The following is a 15,811-nucleotide window of genomic DNA, read 5'->3' on the forward strand; positions in this document are numbered from 1 at the left end:
ATGACCAAGACCTATACCCGTGCCGCCGCCGTGCTGGCCGCGGCGACCATGCTGGCGGGCTGCAATCTGGCGCCCAAATACGTCCGCCCGGCGGGCGCGGTGCCCGCGACGCTGCCGCAGGGCGGCATCTATCCGGCGGCGAGCACCGATGCCCCCGACGTGACCAAGATCGGCTGGCGTGACTTCTTCACCGACGACCGCCTCCGCCGCGTCATCGCGCTGGGCCTGGAGAACAACCGCGACCTCCAGATCGCGGCGGGTAACGTGTTGCAGGCGCGTGCCCAGTATCGAGTTCAGCGGGCGGACCTGGTGCCGTCGACGACGATCAGCGGCTCGGCGACTTACACGAACAACATCTTTGGCGCGGCGGGGGCCGCATCCGGCGGCAGCGCCACCGGCGGGTCGACCGGCGGCACCGGGTCGGGCGCGGTCGGCGGGACCGGCGGCGGCACCGGGGTCGGCGCCGGGGCGGGTGTCGGCACGACGTCGTCGAACATCGAATTCTATTCGGTCAACGCGGGCTTCTCGGCATTCGAGCTCGATCTGTTCGGCCGCGTACGCAACCTGACGAAGGCGGCGCTCGAGCAGTATTTCGCGACCACCGAGGCGCAGCGCACCACGCGCATCGCGATGATCGCGGAGATCGCGACGGCTTGGCTGACGCTGGCGTCGGACCAGGACCAGCTGCGGTTGTCGCAACAGACGCTGAAGGCGTTCGAGGAGACGTGGCGGCTGACGAGCGCGCAGTTCCGCATCGGCGTCGCCAGCGAGCTCGAGGCGCGACAGGCCGAAACCAACTACCAGGCGGCGCGCAACGACATCGCCAGCCTGCGCACGCGAATCGCGCAGGACCAGAATGCGCTGAACCTGCTGGTCGGCACGACCGTGCCCGCCGAGCTGCTCCCGACGGAGCTGGGCGATGGCCGCGCGACGATCGCCAGCCTGCCCGACGACGTCTCGTCAGAGGTGCTGTTGCGGCGCCCCGACGTGTTGCAGGCGGAGCATCAGCTGATCGCGCAGAATGCCAACATCGGCGCGGCGCGGGCGGCGTTCTTTCCGCGCATCTCGCTGACGGCGACGCTGGGCACGATCTCGACCGCGCTGTCGGGGCTCTTCGGCGGCGGCAGCTTCACCTACACCGGCGCGCCCTCGATCGGGCTGCCGCTGTTCGACGGCGGCCGCAACGCCGGCAACCTCGACTATGCCCGCGCGTCGCAGAAGGTGGCGGTCGCGACCTATGAAAAGACGGTGCAGACCGCGTTCCGCGAAGTCGCCGACGCGCTGGCGCAGCGCGGGACGATCGACGAACAGGTGTCGGCGCAGAGCCAGCGCGCCGAGGCGGCGAGCGTTGCCGCGCGGCTGGCCGATGCGCGCTATCGGGCGGGCGTCGATTCGTTCCTGACCTCGCTTGATGCGCAGCGGACCAGCTATGCCGCGCAGCAGCAGCTGGTGACGACGCGGCTGGCGCGGGGCGCCAACCTGATCGAGCTCTACCGGTCGCTGGGCGGCGGGCTGGAGTAAGCTCTGCCCATACCGTTCGTGGTGAGGAGGCGCTGAGCGAAGTCGAAGCGCCGTCTCGAACCACATGCCCTTCGAGACGAGGCTTCGACTTCTCTCAGCCTCTCCTCAGGGCGAACGGGAAGGGAGGGCGGAGTGCTCTGGCTCAGCCCGGCTTGCCAACGGCGCGCATCAGGCGCAGCATCGCTCCAACGACAAGAAGGAGAGGTGCCATGGAGCTGCGCGAGCATGTGCGCGACGAGGGCGACGAAACCAGTCTCGTCATCCTCCAGAGCCTGATCTGCCTGCTGCGCGAGAAGAACCTGCTGAGCCGCGCCGATATCGAGGAACTGCACGACAACGTGCGCGAGCGGGCGGCCGGGGCAAGCGATCCCTTCGCCTGTTGCGCCGAGCGCCGCGCCGCCGCCGCGCGCGAGATGGCGGGGATCGATCAGTATTTGGGTGCGCGATACGGTGGCAAGCATCGGCGGATGTCGTAGGCTTTCGTCGCCCTCACCCTTTACACTGCCTGCGGCAGCGGGCTCCTTCCCCCTACCAGCGGGAGAGGGAGGGAGGCGCGTAGCGCCGGAGGGGTGAGGATGTATCGTCCAAGGACGGATGGCCGGCAAATACCCCGCCAGAGTCTTCAAAGCGTCATAGAACAGGTTAATGGCGAAGCATCCTCGATAAGGACTGCTGATGGCCACGCGCACGCTCGACGTCGCTGAACCCTGGCTCGAACCGGCATCGCCGCCGGCTCGCCATCTTCTCGATCACCGTGTCCACCCCGCCGCTACGATCGGCTTCTTCGTCGTGCTGTTCGGCGGGCTGGCCTATGCCGGCATCAGCGTGTTCCTCGACACGCAACAGGTCGGCGAGCCGCTGGCGATGGGGGCATTCCTGTTCCTCGGCCTGGCGCTGCTGATCGCGCTCGGCTTCGAATTCGTGAACGGCTTTCACGACACCGCCAATGCGGTGGCGACGGTCATCTACACCCATTCGCTCAAGCCCATCGCCGCGGTCGTGTGGTCGGGCGTCTGGAATTTCATCGGCGTCGTCGTGTCGACGGGGGCGGTGGCTTATTCGATCATCACGCTGCTGCCGGTCGACCTGATCCTGGGGGTCGGCAGCGCGGCGGGCTATGCGATGATCTTCGCGCTGCTGCTGGCGGCGGTGATCTGGAACCTGGGCACGTGGTTCCTGGGGCTGCCCAATTCGTCGAGCCACGCGCTGATCGGATCGATCCTGGGCGTCGGCCTCGCCAACCAAATGATGAGCAGCGGCGGCACCGCTGGCGTCGACTGGGGCCAGGCGGAAAAGGTGCTGCTGGCGCTGCTGGTCAGCCCGGTGATCGGCTTCGTCGCGGCGCTGCTGCTGATCCGCGTGATGAAGCGTGCGCTGCCTGATCCACAGCTGTATCGCGAGCCCCAGGCGGGAAAGCCCCCGCCGCTTCACATCCGCATCCTCCTGATCTTCACCTGCACCGCCGTTTCCTATGCCCATGGCAGCAACGATGGGCAGAAGGGCATGGGGCTCATCATGCTGATCCTGATCGGGGTGGCGCCGACCGCCTATGCGCTCAACCGCACGATGCCCGACAGCTCGACCCCCGCGTTCGTCGCGGCGGGGCAGGCGGCGCGGAGCGTCTTCGACGAGCGCGCGGGCGGGATATTAATGACCCCCGACACGGCGCACGAGACGTTGCGCCAGGCGCTGAAGACCGAGAGCGTCGATCGCGCGCCCGTCTACGCGGCACTGTCGGCGGTGTCGCGCGACATCGACCGCGACCTGCAAAGCTATGGTTCGCTGCGCAAGGTGCCGGCGGCGCAGACGCCCAACCTGCGCAACGAGATGTATCTGGTCGCCGACACGCTCCACCAACTGACCAAGGACGAGGATGCACGGCGCGTCGACGCTGGCGAGAAGCAGCGGCTCGATGGCTATGCCGAGCTGCTGAGCAAGGGCACGCGCTTCATCCCGACCTGGGTGAAGATCGCTGTGGCACTGGCGCTGGGCCTCGGCACGATGATCGGCTGGCGCCGGATCGTGATGACGGTGGGCGAGCGGATCGGGAAGAGCCACCTGACCTATGGCATGGGCGCGGCGGCGGAGCTGGTCGCGGCCAGCACGATCCTGCTGGCGCAGGTAAAGGGCATGCCGGTGTCGACCACCCACATCCTGTCAAGCGGCGTCGCGGGCACGATGGTGGGCAGCGGCGAGGGGGTGCAGCGGCGGACGGTGCGCAATATCGCGCTCGCCTGGGTGCTGACGCTTCCCGCGGCGATGGCGCTGGCGGGCATGCTGTACGTGCTGTTGTTGGGTGTCGTCCGGCTGATGGGCTGAGCGGTGGGCGCCAGCCCGACGGCGGGCGCGGCTTCGTTCAGCCCTTGAAGCCGTCCTTGCCGCGACGCAGCTCGCCCAGCTTCTCGGCGGAGGGCGCGCGCAGGAAGGGATTGGTGGCGCGCTCTTCGCTGATGGTGGTGGGAATCGTGGCTTCGCCGCGGGTACGCAGGTCGTCGACGACGCGCATCCGCTCGACGATCGCCTGATTGTCAGGCTCGGCGGTGAGGGCGAAGCGGCCGTTCGATTGAGTGTACTCGTGGCCGCAGTAGACGAGCGTGGAATCGGGCATCGCGGCATAGCGGAGCATGTTGGCGTACATGTCGTCGGGCGTGCCTTCGAACAATCGGCCGCAGCCCATCGCGAACAGCGTGTCGCCGGTGAAGACGATCCCGTCGTCGGCGAGGTGGAAGGCGATGTGTCCCTGGGTGTGGCCGGGAACGGCCATGACCCGAGCGACGTGATCGCCGATGCGGACGGTGTCACCCTCGCCGACCTCGACGTCGAGCGTCGGGATCTTGGCGCGCTCGGCGCCAGGGCCGGTGATGCGAGCGCCCGCTTCTCGCATCGCCTCGTTGCCGCCGGTGTGGTCGGGATGCCAGTGGGTCGTCCAGACCTGGCCGATCGACCAGCCGCGCGCCGCCGCCGCATCGAGCAGCGGCTGCGCCTCGCCCGGATCGACCGCGACGGTCTCGTTCGAGGCGGGGTCGTGGATCAGCCAGGCATAGTTGTCCGACAGGACCGGGATCCGCACAACCTCCAGCGGTGACATCACCAGCTGCCGGTGTTCGGCATCGAGGCCCACGGCTCCTGCGGCGGCAGCGTGCCGTCCTGCAGCAGTTCGATCGAGATGCCGTCGGGCGTCTTGACGAAGGCCATGTGGCCGTCGCGCGGAGGGCGATGGACGATGTGGCCGGCGTCCATGATCCGCTGGCAGGTCGCGTAGATGTCGTCGACGCGATAGGCGAGATGGCCGAAGTTGCGGCCGCCGGTATAGACCTCCGGCTCCTTGCCGTCCGCGGGCCAGTTGTAGGTCAGCTCGACCTCGGCATTGGCGCGCTCGCCGGGTGCGTTCATGTCGTCGGGTGTGGCGAGAAAGATGAGCGTGAAACGCCCGGCCTCGTTCTCCATCCGACGGACTTCCTCCAGCCCAAGCAGGCGGAAGAAGGCGATGGTCGCGTCGGGATCGGCGACGCGGATCATGGTGTGAAGATACTTCATGGTGCGACAACCGGTGCCCGTCGATGGGGTTCCGTGCAAGCCAGTCCCGCCCTGCAAGGGGAGGGGGACCATTCAGAGGCTGGTGGAGGGGTAAGCCACGGGATGCGTCGCATGAGGAGAATACCCCTCCACCACGGCTTCGCTGCGATCCCCCTCCCCCCCCCCCTCCGGGGCAGGATTTATTTGCTCGGTGTATCGAACTGGCGAAGGGCGGCCTTTGCGCTGAGGCCGGCGGGGGTGTCGGGGGCGATGCGGGCCGCCTGGCCCCAATGGTCGCGGGCACCCGGCTCGTCGCCCGACAGCGCGGCGATGTTGCCCGCTTCGAGCTGGACCGATGCGTCGTCGGGCGAGCGGCGAAGCGCCTCGGCGATGTCCTTCCTGGCGCGGGGTGCGTCGTTCATGCGGCGGGCGAGCGTTGCCGACAACAGCCAGGCGAGCGGATCGTCGGCGGCGTTGAGCAGCGCTTGGTCTAGGTCGCTGCGTGCGCCCTCCATCTCGCCGGCGGCGACGTTCGCGCGGGCATGGTCGAGCCAGGCCTCGCCCAGCGGCAGGCCGGCGAGCGTGCCAGCGACCAGCGCCGTATCGAGTGCGGTGCGCGCCTTCGTCGGCTGACCCGCGGCCAGCCAGGCGTTGCCGGCCTGCGACCAGTAGATCGCGGCCTGGCCGTCGCGCGCAGTTTCGGACGTCCGCGCCGCCGCCTCGAACTCGGCTGCGGCGGCGGGCCATTTGGCGTCCTTGGCCAGCGCGAGCCCGGCGCATTGGCGCTGCGCGGCGCGGGCGTCGGCGCTGGTCGGGACGGTGCAGCGGGCGGCGGCAGGCGCCGGCGCGGCGGCCTGGAGGAGGAAGGCGAGCAGGATCATAGCGCGGCGAGTACATCCTCCACCGCCCGCACGATCAACGCCACATCGGCGTCGCGCGACAGTCGGTGGTCACCGTCCTTGACCAGCCACGTCTGCACATCGGCTGAACGCAGCAGCTCGGCCAAGCGAGCGGCGCGGATCCACGGCACGTCGGGATCGCACTGGCCCTGCACCAGCCTCACCGGCCCGTCATAGCCGATCTCGCCGAACATCAACCGGTTGGCCTCGCCCGATTGGAAGAAGCGCGCGGTGTAGACCGTCGGTTCGGCGCCGTAGGGATTGGCGCGCAGCAGCTTCCCCTCGTTGAGCATCTTCATCTTCTCGTCGAGCGTGAAGCCCCAGTCGGTGAAGTCGGGTGCGGGGGCGATGCCGACGAGGCCCCTGACCCGATCGGGCCGGGCGAGCGCGGCGAGGAGCATCAGCCACCCGCCCATCGACGAGCCGACGAGGACGACGGGTCCCGCCGCGACCTGGTCGATCATCGCCAGCACGTCGTCGCGCCAGCCCGCCAGCGTCTGGTCGGCGAAGTCGCCCTGGCTCTCGCCGCAGCCGGCATAGTCGAACCGCAAGAAGGCGTGACCACGGCGCTGCGCCCAGGCTTCGAGCGCAAGCGCCTTGGTGCCGTTCATGTCGGACGCATAGCCCGGCAGGAACATGATGGTGGGGCCGGTGCCGGCGGTGTGGCGATAGGCGAGGGGAGGTCGTTCCGTCATCGCATCGCCTTATCGCGTCGCGTCGCGATAAGACAGGCGGGCGATCGCCATCCAAACGCATGATCCCGGATGTTGGGAAAGTTTTCCACCTAGTTGCATGATCTTAGTTGGCGTTTAGGAATGTGCGCGTGACCCATTTCCGCGAACCGTCGACCCGTATCCGCAACATCACCGAACTGGCCCGCATCGCCGGCGTGTCGCCGGGCACGGTGTCGCGCGCGCTCGCTGGCAAGGCGCTGGTCAGCCGCGAGACTCGCGAGCGGATCCAGCGGATCGCCGACGAGCATGGTTTTCGCCCCAACCAGATGGCAAGCCGCCTGCGGTCGCAGAAGACCGGCGTCATCGGCGTCGTCGTGCCACTGGGGCATGAGCGGCGGCAGCATCTGTCCGATCCGTTCTTCACCGCGATGCTGGGCCAGTTGGCCGAGCAGGTGACGGAGCGCGATTACGACCTGATGCTGTCGCGGGTCATCCCGGACGCCGACGACTGGCTGGAACGGATCGTCGATTCGGGGATGCTCGATGGCGTGCTGCTGATCGGCCAGTCGACGGAATATGATGCGATCGAGCGGGTCGCAGGCTGGTATCGACCGCTGGTGGCGTGGGGCAGCACGATGCCGGGGCAGGTGCATTGCGCGGTCGGCGTCGACAACCGGCTGGGCGGGCAACTGGCCGGCGAGCGGCTGATCGCGCGGGGGTGCCGGCGGCTGGCGTTTCTGGGCGAGGTGCGCACGACGGAACTGGCGGAGCGTTTCCGCGGGTTGAGCGACGCGGCGGCGGCGGCCGGGCTGGAGGCGCCGGTGCAGTTCGACACGCATCTTGCCAGCGACATCATGGCGGGCGAGATCGCCGCGCATCTTGATGCGGCGGTAGAACGGATCGACGGCATCGCCGCGGCGTCGGACATGATCGCGATGAACGCCATGCGCGCGCTCGCCGACCGTGGCCTTCGCGTGCCGGACGACATGCCGGTCACCGGCTTCGACGACCTGCCGCTCGCCGAGCAGATCGTGCCGCGGCTGACGACGGTCCGCCAGGACATCGCCGCTGGGGCGGCGGCGATGGTCGATGCGCTGCTGAAGCGGATCGGGGGGCAGGAGGCAGCAGGCGTCGTGATGATCCCGGAGCTGGTGGTCAGGGACACGGCGTAATCCTTATCCGCCCCCGCCAGGGGGAGGTCGCAGCGCGCAGCGCTGACGGAGGGGGAGGTGGGCGAGCCGCTCACGATCGCGCGGTGCTTCCGCCCCCTCCGTCACGCCTTCGGCGCGCCACCGCCCCCTGGCGGGGGAGGATTGTTGGTCAGGCAGCCTCTTCGACGCGCTCCATCGCGGCGATGAAGCGGTCGCACCACCAGTGGACGTCCTCGCGCCGGACGTTGTCGATCAGCGCCTCCCACCGGCGGATGCGTTCCTCGCGCGGCATGGTCAGGGCGGTGACGATCGCATCCGACAATTCCTCGGCACTATAGGGATTGACCAGCACCGCGTCCTTCAGCTGGCGCGCGGCGCCGGCGAAGGTGGAGAGGATCAGCACGCCGGGATCGGTCGGGTTCTGCGCCGCGACATATTCCTTGGCGACGAGGTTCATGCCGTCGCGTAGCGGTGTGACCAGGCCGATCCGCGCCGCGCGGAAGATGCCGGCGAGCTCGGCGCGGGGATAGCCCTTGTTGACGTAGCGGATCGGCACCCAGTCGATGTCGGCATATTCGCCGTTGATCCGCCCCGAATGCGCGTCGAGGGTGGCGCGGATTTCCTGATAGGTATCGACCTTTTCGCGGCTCGGCGGCGCGATCTGGAGGATGTAGACCAGGCCGCGTCGATCGGGGTGCTGCGACAGGAAGCGTTCATAGCCGAGGAAGCGTTCTTCGAGCCCCTTGGAATAGTCGAGCCGGTCGACCCCGACGATCAGGCTGCGCCCGGTCGCCGACATATACATGCGGTCGCGGGCGAAGGCGGCCTCGCGGCTGACGGCTGCCGCCTCGAACTCGGCGGTGTCGATGCCGATCGGCGCGACCATCGCACAGATGCTGCGCTCGCCGACGGTCAGCTTGCCGTTCTCGCCTTCGATGCCGCCGAGCCGGGTGACGACATAGTCGCGGAAGCTGTCGAGCCAGTCGTCGCTCTGGAAGCCGACGACGTCGTAGGCGAACAGCGATTCCACCAGCCGCCGATGGCTGGGGAGCGACGTCAGCAGCTCCGATGGCGGCCAGGGGATGTGGAGGAAGAAGCCCATGCGGTTGGCGACGCCGCGATGGCGCAGCTCCTCGCCGAGCGGGATCAGGTGATAATCGTGGACCCAGACGAGATCGTCGTGATCGATCAATGGCTTGACCGTATCGGCGAAGCGGCGGTTCACGCGCGCGTAGCCGCCGGCGAAATCGCGCTCGAATTCGGTCAGGTCGATGCGGAAGTGGAACAGCGGCCACAGCGTGCGGTTGGCGAAGCCGTTGTAATACTCGTCGATATCCTGCGGCTCGAGGTCGATCGTCGCCGTGCTGACGTTGCCCTCGCTCTCGTCGCGGATCTCGCCAGTGAATTGGGGCGTGGTGTTGCCCGACCAGCCGAACCACACGCCGCCCCGCTCGCGCAACGCCGCGAGCAGCGCGACGGCGAGGCCGCCCTGGTTGCCGCCCGGGCCCTGGTTGAGCTGCTGGACGCGGTTGGAGATGACGACGAGGCGGCTCATCGCACGCTGTTCCACGGGCGCGAGAGGAGGACGGCGCAGTTGATGAGGCCGACGAGCGAATAGGTCTGCGGATAATTGCCCCACAGCTCGCCGCTGGCGGGGTCGATATCCTCCGACAGCAACCCGGCGGGCGTGCGCCGCGCCACCATCTCCTCGAACAGGACGCGCGCATCGGCACTGCGGCCGGTGACGTGGAGCGCCTCGATCAGCCAGAAGGTGCAGACGTTGAACGCGGTGTGGGGCAGGCCGAAATCATCCTCGGTGGCGTAGCGGAGCATGTGGCTGCCGCGGCGGAGGCCTTCCTCGACGGCGCGCAGCGTGCCCTGGAAGCGCGGGTCATCGGGGGTAAAGAAGCGCAGGTCCAGCAACTGGATCAAGCTGGCATCGAGATCGTCGCCGCCAAAGGTCGCGGAAATGCGCTGGGTGTCGGGACGCCAGGCGGCGTCTTCGATCCGGGTGCGCATCGTCGCGGCGCGCTCAGCCCAGAAGTCGCGGCGATCGTCGAGGCCGAGTGCCTCGGCTGCGTTGGCGAGACGGTCGCACGCCGCCCAGCACATCGCGGCGGAATAGGTGTGGACATGCGCCTTGGTGCGCAGCTCCCACAGGCCCGCGTCGGGCTTGTCGTACACCGCCCAGGCATGTTCGCCGACGCGTTCGAGCGCGCGGAAGTCCTCGAGCCCCGCCATGCGGAAGAGACGCTGATCGAAGAACGCCTGGACGTTGGACAGGACGATCTGGCCATAGGCGTCGTGCTGGACCTGTTCATAGGCCTGGTTGCCGACGCGGACCGGGCCCATGCCGCGATAGCCGGGCAGCCCTTCGGCGACGCGTTCGGTCAGCAACGTCTCGCCGGCGACGCCGTAGAGCGGCTGGATGATACCGCCGCGGGCGTCGTCGACGATGTTGCGGAGATATTCCAGATATCCCTCCAGCACGTCGAGCGCGCCGAGGCGATTGAGCGCCTGGACGGTGTAATAGGCGTCGCGGACCCAGCAGTAGCGATAGTCCCAGTTGCGTTCGCTGTCGGCGTGTTCGGGCAGCGAGGTGGTGAGCGCGGCGACGATCGCGCCGGTCTCTTCGTGCTGGCACAGCTTCAGCGTGATCGCGGCGCGGATGACGACATCCTGCCATTCGAGCGGGGTCGCTAGACCGCGGACCCAATGACGCCACTCCTCGGTCGTGCGGGCAAGCATCTCGGCCAGCGTGTTGCCGAGCATGCCCGTGAAGCTTTCGTCGGGACCGAGGAAGAAGTGGAGCGGCTGTTCGAGGCGGAAGAAGTTTTCGGCCCGCAGGCGATCGATCGACGCGTCGGTGGTGAGCCGCAGCGTCTGGTCGCTCATCATGTAGCGGATGTGGTTCGACCCCTGGGTGATGCTGGTCGGACGGCCACAGTCGGTGGCGACGCGCAGCACAACGCGGATGCGCGGCGAGCCCGCGACCGGGCGCACCATGCGGACGAAGGCGGTGGGGCGATAGAGGCGTCCGCTGTTCGAGAAGCGTGGGCAGAAATCGGTGATCTCGACGGCGTTGCCCGCCGCGTCCTCGTGACGGGTGACGAGGATCGGCGTGCCGCGTAGATAGTGCTGCGTCGTGGTGACCCGGCCCTCCAGGTCGATCCGCCAATAGCCGGTGTCGGGCTCGTCGCCCGCCAGCAGGGCGCAGAAGGCGGGGTCGCCGTCGACGCGGGGCACGCAGCCCCAGACGAAGCTGCCTTCGTGATCGACCAGGGCGGAAACCTGGCAATTGCCGATCGGCCAGAGATTCATGTCGGCAGTCACGATAATTCCTCGATGGCCCGGTCGATCCAGCCGCGGACGGCGGCGACGTCGGGCAGGCGGTAGTGAGCGGCGGTGGCACGCGGCGGTCCGACGAGGACGCCGTCGCCGCCGGCATCGGTGCAGGCGACGAAGCCGTCCTCATCGGTGACGTCGTCGCCGAAGAAGAGCGGGCTGGTGCCGGCCATGGCGGGCGTCTCCAGCAGTGCGGCGATGGCGCGGCCTTTGTCGCCGGGCGCCCGCAGCTCGACGAGCATCTTGCCGTGTTGGAGCGTGAGGCCGTGCGCCGCGGCGAGGCGGGCGCCCTCCACCTCCGCCTCGTCGGCCATTGCCGGCACCTGGCGATAATGGAGCGCGGTGCCCATCGTCTTGCGTTCGACGAGGAGGCCGCGAGGCTGCGCAAAGGCGTCGAGCGCGCGGCTGGCGACGTCGAGCGCGGCGGGTCGGTCGCCAGCGGGATGGTCGGCGCCGGGGATGCGTAGCTCGGCGCCGTGGCTGCCCGCCAGGGTCAATCGGCCGGTCGTGCCGACACCGAGCAGCTGGTCCAGCTGTGCCAGCGACCGGCCGCTGACGAGCGCGACGCGGCCCGGCAGGCGATCGGCCAGCTTGCCCAGCGCGGCGAGCAGCGCCGGCTCGACGACGACGCCGTCGGGCGTCTCGGCGATCTCGATCAGCGTGCCGTCGAGGTCGAAGAACAGGCTGAACCCCGCCACGCCCGGAGGGGGCGGGGGCAGGGCAGTGCTGGGGTTGGTGCGAAGCGGTACGGTCGCCATCATCGGTGTGAACCGCTTTCGTCCTCGGTCGTTCCCCTCCAGCAACAATCTGGAGCGACGAACGCGGCATGGCGCAGGATGGCGCGTTGAAGATCGGCACCGCGGTTGCGCTGGCGATGCTGGCGGGGTGCGGGCGTCAGGAGGAGCCCGCGCCCAAGCGGGTGACGACGCCGCCCGACATCCCACACACTGCCTCCACCATCGTCGTGCCGATCGAGGCGAAGCTGACCGACGTCGCGCGCGGGCTGAACCAGGCGGTGCCGGTGCGGCTGTGGTCGATCGACGAGCATCGCGACAAATGCGTTCCCGCGCAGAAGGTCCGGCTGTTCGGGCGCGAGCGCAAGGTGACGCCAGCGCTGGGGTGCCGGCTGGTCGGCGAGGTGACGCGCGGGCCGATGACGCTGCGCGGATCGGGCGACCGGCTGGTCGTGACGCTGCCGGTGCGGGCGCGGTTGAGCGCGCGCGACGTCGGCGGGGTGGCGAGCGAGACGGCGACGGGAACGGCGATCGTGCGCGCGGTGGTGCGGCTCGACATGCAGCGCGACTGGACGCCCAAGGCGCGGCTGCAGATCAGCTACGACTGGCGCGAGCCGCCCGGCGTCGACCTGTTGGGGCAGCGCGTCACCTTCACCGACCAGGCCGATCGCAAGCTGGCGGGGGTGGTCGCCAAGCTGGAGCGGACGCTGCCGGGCGAGCTGAAGCGGCTGGAGGTGCGGCGGCAGGTGGAGAACGCGTGGGCCAGGGCCTTCACGTCGATCCAGCTCAACGGCGACGACCCGCCGGTGTGGATGCGGGTAACGCCGCAGCAGGTGGGCTATGACGGCTATCGCGTGTCGGGCGGCAAGCTTCGCCTGGTGGCGACGGCGCAGGTGCTGACCGAGACGTTCGTCGGCCAGCGCCCGGCGGATCCCGCACCGACGCCGCTACCGCCCCTGGCGCGCCAGCCGGCGGCGCCGGGATTCAGCTTCGCGACGCCCGTGCTGGCCGACTATGCGCAGATCGAGCCGGTGCTGCTGAAAGCGCTGGTCAAGCTGAACGCGCGCGGGATCGTAGCGCCAAAGATCGGGCGGATCGACGCGCAGTTCGGCAAGGTCACGATGTTCGCGACAGAGGGCGGAAGGATCGCGGTCGGCGTCGATGTCGATGCAAAGGCGCCCGATTCGCCGATCGAAAGCGCCAAGGGGCGCGTCTGGCTGACCGCGGTGCCGTACAACGAGCCCAATTCGGAAGTCGTCGAATTCCGCGAGCTGAGCGCGGTGACCCACACCGACAAGCCGCAGGTGGACCTGCTCGCGGGACTGTTTGCAACGCCCGCCGTGCTGGCGACGATCAGCGGGTCGTTGACCCAGAATTTCGCCAAGGATTACGCGCGCGTACTGACGTCGGCGAAGCAAGCCATTGCGGCGAAGCGGCTGGGCGACATCATCCTTGCCGCCAGGATCGATCGCGTGACGCATGGCCGGATCGTGCCGACGGGCGCTGGCCTCTACCTGCCGGTCGAGGCCAGCGGAACGGCGACGATCAGCTACCGCCCTCGCTGACGATCCGTACCGGCACCCCCTTCGACGCGGGGGTCTTCGACGCCTTGTCGTGATACCATAGCGGGACCAGCGGGTTGGTTTCGGGATAATAGCCGCCGACGCAGCCGTCGGGCAGGTCGAAGGGGGTGACTTTCAGCCCACGGACCTCGCGATGGGTGTCGTCGCCGGCGTCGCCGACCAGACTCACCATCTCGCCGGCCCTAAGGTTACGGCGCGCCATTTCGCGCGGGTTGATGAGCAGAATCATGCGGCTGCCCTCGAGCCCGCGCAGGCGGTCGTCGTGGCCGTAGATGGTGGTGTTGAACTGGTCGTTCGAGCGCATGGTGATAAGCGTGATCCTCCCCTCCGCCTCGCCGACGCCGAGCGCGGAGAGGGTGGTGGGCGTCTTGAATTCCGCCTTGCCGCTTTCGGTCAGCCAGATCCGCTCGCGCGCCTTGTTGCCGCGATAAAAGCCGCCCGGCTCCCACATCCGCTCGTTGAAGTCGTGGAACTGCTCGGCATAGGTTTCCGCGATGGCATCGCGGATCAGCGCATAGTTGCCGGTCCAATCGCGCCAGCGCAGCTTGGGATTGGGCGGCAGCAGCGCCTCGGCGATGCCCGCGACGATCGCGGTTTCGGACAGGAGCTTGTCGCTGGCGGGGGTGCGCTTTCCCCAGCTGCCGTGGATGTGGCTGAAGCTGTCCTCGATCGACACCGACTGCGGCCCCGACGCCTGGATGTCTTCCTCGGGCCGGGCGAGGCAGGGGAGCAGATACGACGCCTTGCCGTGGACGAGGTGGCTGCGGTTGAGCTTCGTCGCGATGTAGACGGTCAGCGCCTGCTGCTGCCACAGCGGTTCGATGATGCCGTGATCGGGAATGGCGCGCACGAAGTTGCCGCCCAAATTGATGAAGGCGCGGACGGAGCCGTCCTTGAGGCCCTCGCAGGCGGTGACGGTGGTGTGGCCTTCGTCGCGCGGCGGCTCGAAGCCGAACTGCTCGGCGATCTTGTCGAGCGGCACCAGTTCGGGCTTTTCGCTGATGCCGACGGTGCGCTGGCCCTGGACGTTGGAATGGCCACGCACCGGGCTCATACCCGCACCCTGGCGACCGATGTTGCCGCGCATCAGCATCAGGTTGACGAGCGTCTGGATATTCTGCGAGCCGTGGACGTGTTGGGTCAGTCCCATGCCGTAGACCGCGATGGTCTTCTCGGCGGCGACATAGACGTCGGCGGCGGCCTCTAGGTCAGCGCGCTTGAGGCCGCTGTGATGCTCGATCTCGTCCCAGCCGGTCGCCTCGACCCTGGCCTTGAAGTCATCGAAGCCGGTGGTGTGCTGATCGATGAAGCCGTGGTCGAGCACGCTCGGCTCGCCCGCCGCAGCCCGCTTGGCATCGACGGCGAGGACGTGCTTGGCGAGGCCCATGATCGCGGCGATGTCGCCGCCGGGACGCACCTGCAGATACATATGGGCAAGGTCGGTCGGCTTCTGCGTCGCCATCTGCAGCGGGTTCTGCGGATCGACGAAGCGCAGCAGGCCGGTTTCGCGGACAGGATTGAAGACGATGATCTTGCATCCGCGCTTCACCGCATCCTGGAGCGGATGGAGGAAGCGCGGGCTGTTGGTGCCGGGATTCTGGCCGAAATAGAGCATCGCGTCGCAATGCTCGAAATCGTCGAGCTTGCAGGTGCCGACGGGCGAGCCGATCGATTCCTTCAGCGCCACCGACGTCGTCTCGTGGCACATGTTCGAGCTGTCGGGCAGGTTGTTGTTGCCATAGGCGCGGGCGAGCAGCGCGTAGAGGTAGCTGGTTTCCAGTGACGCCTTGCCCGACGCGTAGAAGATCACCGATTTCGGATCGAGCTGCTTCAGTTCCGCGGCGATGCCCTGGAACGCGTCGGCCCAGGAGCATTCGACGTAGCGATCGGTCGCGGCGTCGTAGCGCATCGGCGCGGTGAGGCGGCCCTGCATCTCGAGATCGTAATCTTCCCAGCCGCGCAGCTCGGTGACACTGTGCTGCTTGAAGAAATCGGGCGAGCAGCGATCACGGGTCAGGTCCCAGATCGTCGCCTTCGCACCGTTCTCGCAGAATTCGAAGGTGTGCGGCTCGGCCGGTTTGCCCCAGGCGCACGAGTTGCACATATAGCCGCCGGCCTTGTTCTGACGGGCCAGCGTATCGAGCGTCCCGGGCGAAGAGCGCTCGCGCAGCAGCACCTTCGTCATGCCTTTCACCGAACCCCAACCGCCTGCAGAGCCGTCGTAGCGGACCGTGTCGTCGTCACTCTGTGCCATTCATGCCTCCTCGCCGCTCGTCCCAAACGCTTGTGGCTGCGCATGGAGCCAAGCAAAAGCGCATTCGCGCGAGGAACTTGGATCAATGCTGCGGATTAGGGGCGGGCACACCAGCAATATTTTGATACAATCGA

The 15,811-nt window shown here is 68.2% G+C and carries 13 protein-coding genes; 5 read left to right on the plus strand and 8 right to left on the minus strand.

Annotation, left to right across the window (positions count from 1 at the left end; genetic code table 11):
* The 3 genes from GGQ80_RS11060 (at position 1) to GGQ80_RS11070 (ending at position 3,840) form a co-directional block, all read left to right on the plus strand.
* Positions 1 to 1,521, plus strand: a complete 1,521-nt coding sequence (locus GGQ80_RS11060; protein WP_183984769.1) for an efflux transporter outer membrane subunit — start codon at positions 1 to 3, stop codon at positions 1,519 to 1,521.
* 209 nt (positions 1,522 to 1,730) lie between these two features.
* Positions 1,731 to 1,997, plus strand: coding sequence for a hypothetical protein (locus GGQ80_RS11065; protein ID WP_183984771.1), 267 nt, complete (start codon positions 1,731 to 1,733; stop codon positions 1,995 to 1,997).
* A 199-nt stretch (positions 1,998 to 2,196) separates the two neighbouring features.
* On the plus strand, positions 2,197 to 3,840 hold the full coding sequence (locus GGQ80_RS11070; protein WP_183984773.1) for an inorganic phosphate transporter: 1,644 nt from the start codon (positions 2,197 to 2,199) through the stop codon (positions 3,838 to 3,840).
* 37 nt (positions 3,841 to 3,877) lie between these two features.
* Here GGQ80_RS11070 and gloB read toward each other — a convergent pair whose 3' ends face one another.
* The 4 genes from gloB to GGQ80_RS11090 form a co-directional block, all read right to left on the minus strand.
* A complete protein-coding gene (gloB, locus tag GGQ80_RS11075; RefSeq protein WP_183985126.1) occupies positions 3,878 to 4,609 on the minus strand; it encodes a hydroxyacylglutathione hydrolase in 732 nt (243 codons plus the stop codon).
* Positions 4,609 to 5,058, minus strand: a complete 450-nt coding sequence (locus GGQ80_RS11080) for a VOC family protein (protein WP_183984775.1) — start codon at positions 5,056 to 5,058, stop codon at positions 4,609 to 4,611. The genes gloB and GGQ80_RS11080 overlap by 1 nt, the downstream gene beginning before the upstream one ends.
* A 179-nt stretch (positions 5,059 to 5,237) precedes the next feature.
* Complete coding sequence (locus tag GGQ80_RS11085; protein ID WP_183984777.1) at positions 5,238 to 5,918, minus strand: tetratricopeptide repeat protein; 681 nt, start codon at positions 5,916 to 5,918, stop codon at positions 5,238 to 5,240.
* Positions 5,915 to 6,631: an alpha/beta hydrolase gene (locus GGQ80_RS11090; protein WP_183984779.1), complete on the minus strand. Its 717-nt coding sequence runs from the start codon at positions 6,629 to 6,631 to the stop codon at positions 5,915 to 5,917. The genes GGQ80_RS11085 and GGQ80_RS11090 overlap by 4 nt, the downstream gene beginning before the upstream one ends.
* A gap of 128 nt (positions 6,632 to 6,759) precedes the next feature.
* On the opposite strand from GGQ80_RS11090, the gene GGQ80_RS11095 reads away from it, so the two are divergent.
* Positions 6,760 to 7,782, plus strand: a complete 1,023-nt coding sequence (locus GGQ80_RS11095; protein ID WP_183984781.1) for a substrate-binding domain-containing protein — start codon at positions 6,760 to 6,762, stop codon at positions 7,780 to 7,782.
* A gap of 148 nt (positions 7,783 to 7,930) precedes the next feature.
* On the opposite strand, the gene GGQ80_RS11100 is transcribed toward GGQ80_RS11095, so the two are convergent.
* From GGQ80_RS11100 to otsB, 3 genes are read right to left on the minus strand one after another with little or no spacing between them, the layout of a single operon-like run.
* Entirely contained in the window at positions 7,931 to 9,316 is a 1,386-nt protein-coding gene (locus tag GGQ80_RS11100) for an alpha,alpha-trehalose-phosphate synthase (UDP-forming) (RefSeq protein ID WP_183984783.1), read from the minus strand.
* The gene (locus GGQ80_RS11105) at positions 9,313 to 11,094 is read right to left on the minus strand and encodes a glycoside hydrolase family 15 protein (protein ID WP_183984785.1); all 1,782 of its coding nucleotides are present in this window, start codon (positions 11,092 to 11,094) and stop codon (positions 9,313 to 9,315) included. The genes GGQ80_RS11100 and GGQ80_RS11105 overlap by 4 nt, the downstream gene beginning before the upstream one ends.
* Complete coding sequence (gene otsB / locus GGQ80_RS11110) at positions 11,091 to 11,864, minus strand: trehalose-phosphatase (protein WP_183985128.1); 774 nt, start codon at positions 11,862 to 11,864, stop codon at positions 11,091 to 11,093. Before otsB ends, GGQ80_RS11105 begins: the two co-directional genes overlap by 4 nt.
* 68 nt (positions 11,865 to 11,932) lie before the next feature.
* Here otsB and GGQ80_RS11115 point away from each other — a divergent pair, with 68 nt between their 5' ends.
* Positions 11,933 to 13,405 (plus strand): DUF4403 family protein, encoded by a 1,473-nt coding sequence (locus tag GGQ80_RS11115; RefSeq protein ID WP_183984787.1) that lies wholly within the window; start codon positions 11,933 to 11,935, stop codon positions 13,403 to 13,405.
* On the opposite strand, the gene GGQ80_RS11120 is transcribed toward GGQ80_RS11115, so the two are convergent.
* Positions 13,386 to 15,677: an FdhF/YdeP family oxidoreductase gene (locus GGQ80_RS11120; protein ID WP_183984789.1), complete on the minus strand. Its 2,292-nt coding sequence runs from the start codon at positions 15,675 to 15,677 to the stop codon at positions 13,386 to 13,388. The two genes, GGQ80_RS11115 and GGQ80_RS11120, sit on opposite strands and share 20 nt — an antisense overlap.
* Positions 15,678 to 15,811 lie beyond the last annotated feature (134 nt).

Origin of the sequence: Sphingomonas jinjuensis, from assembly GCF_014197105.1 — a bacterium.
In the GTDB taxonomy this organism is placed as follows: domain Bacteria; phylum Pseudomonadota; class Alphaproteobacteria; order Sphingomonadales; family Sphingomonadaceae; genus Sphingomonas; species Sphingomonas jinjuensis.

Excerpts from the sequence above, each read along its gene's own strand:
- otsB (WP_183985128.1), bottom strand. The coding sequence starts at position 11,864 with ATGGCGACCGTACCGCTTCGCACCAACCCCAGCACTGCCCTGCCCCCG.
- gloB (WP_183985126.1), bottom strand. The coding sequence starts at position 4,609 with ATGTCACCGCTGGAGGTTGTGCGGATCCCGGTCCTGTCGGACAACTAT.
- GGQ80_RS11100 (WP_183984783.1), bottom strand. The coding sequence starts at position 9,316 with ATGAGCCGCCTCGTCGTCATCTCCAACCGCGTCCAGCAGCTCAACCAG.
- GGQ80_RS11090 (WP_183984779.1), bottom strand. The coding sequence starts at position 6,631 with ATGACGGAACGACCTCCCCTCGCCTATCGCCACACCGCCGGCACCGGC.
- GGQ80_RS11070 (WP_183984773.1), top strand. The coding sequence starts at position 2,197 with ATGGCCACGCGCACGCTCGACGTCGCTGAACCCTGGCTCGAACCGGCA.
- GGQ80_RS11085 (WP_183984777.1), bottom strand. The coding sequence starts at position 5,918 with ATGATCCTGCTCGCCTTCCTCCTCCAGGCCGCCGCGCCGGCGCCTGCC.
- GGQ80_RS11065 (WP_183984771.1), top strand. The coding sequence starts at position 1,731 with ATGGAGCTGCGCGAGCATGTGCGCGACGAGGGCGACGAAACCAGTCTC.
- GGQ80_RS11060 (WP_183984769.1), top strand. The coding sequence starts at position 1 with ATGACCAAGACCTATACCCGTGCCGCCGCCGTGCTGGCCGCGGCGACC.
- GGQ80_RS11115 (WP_183984787.1), top strand. The coding sequence starts at position 11,933 with ATGGCGCAGGATGGCGCGTTGAAGATCGGCACCGCGGTTGCGCTGGCG.
- GGQ80_RS11120 (WP_183984789.1), bottom strand. The coding sequence starts at position 15,677 with ATGGCACAGAGTGACGACGACACGGTCCGCTACGACGGCTCTGCAGGC.
- GGQ80_RS11080 (WP_183984775.1), bottom strand. The coding sequence starts at position 5,058 with ATGAAGTATCTTCACACCATGATCCGCGTCGCCGATCCCGACGCGACC.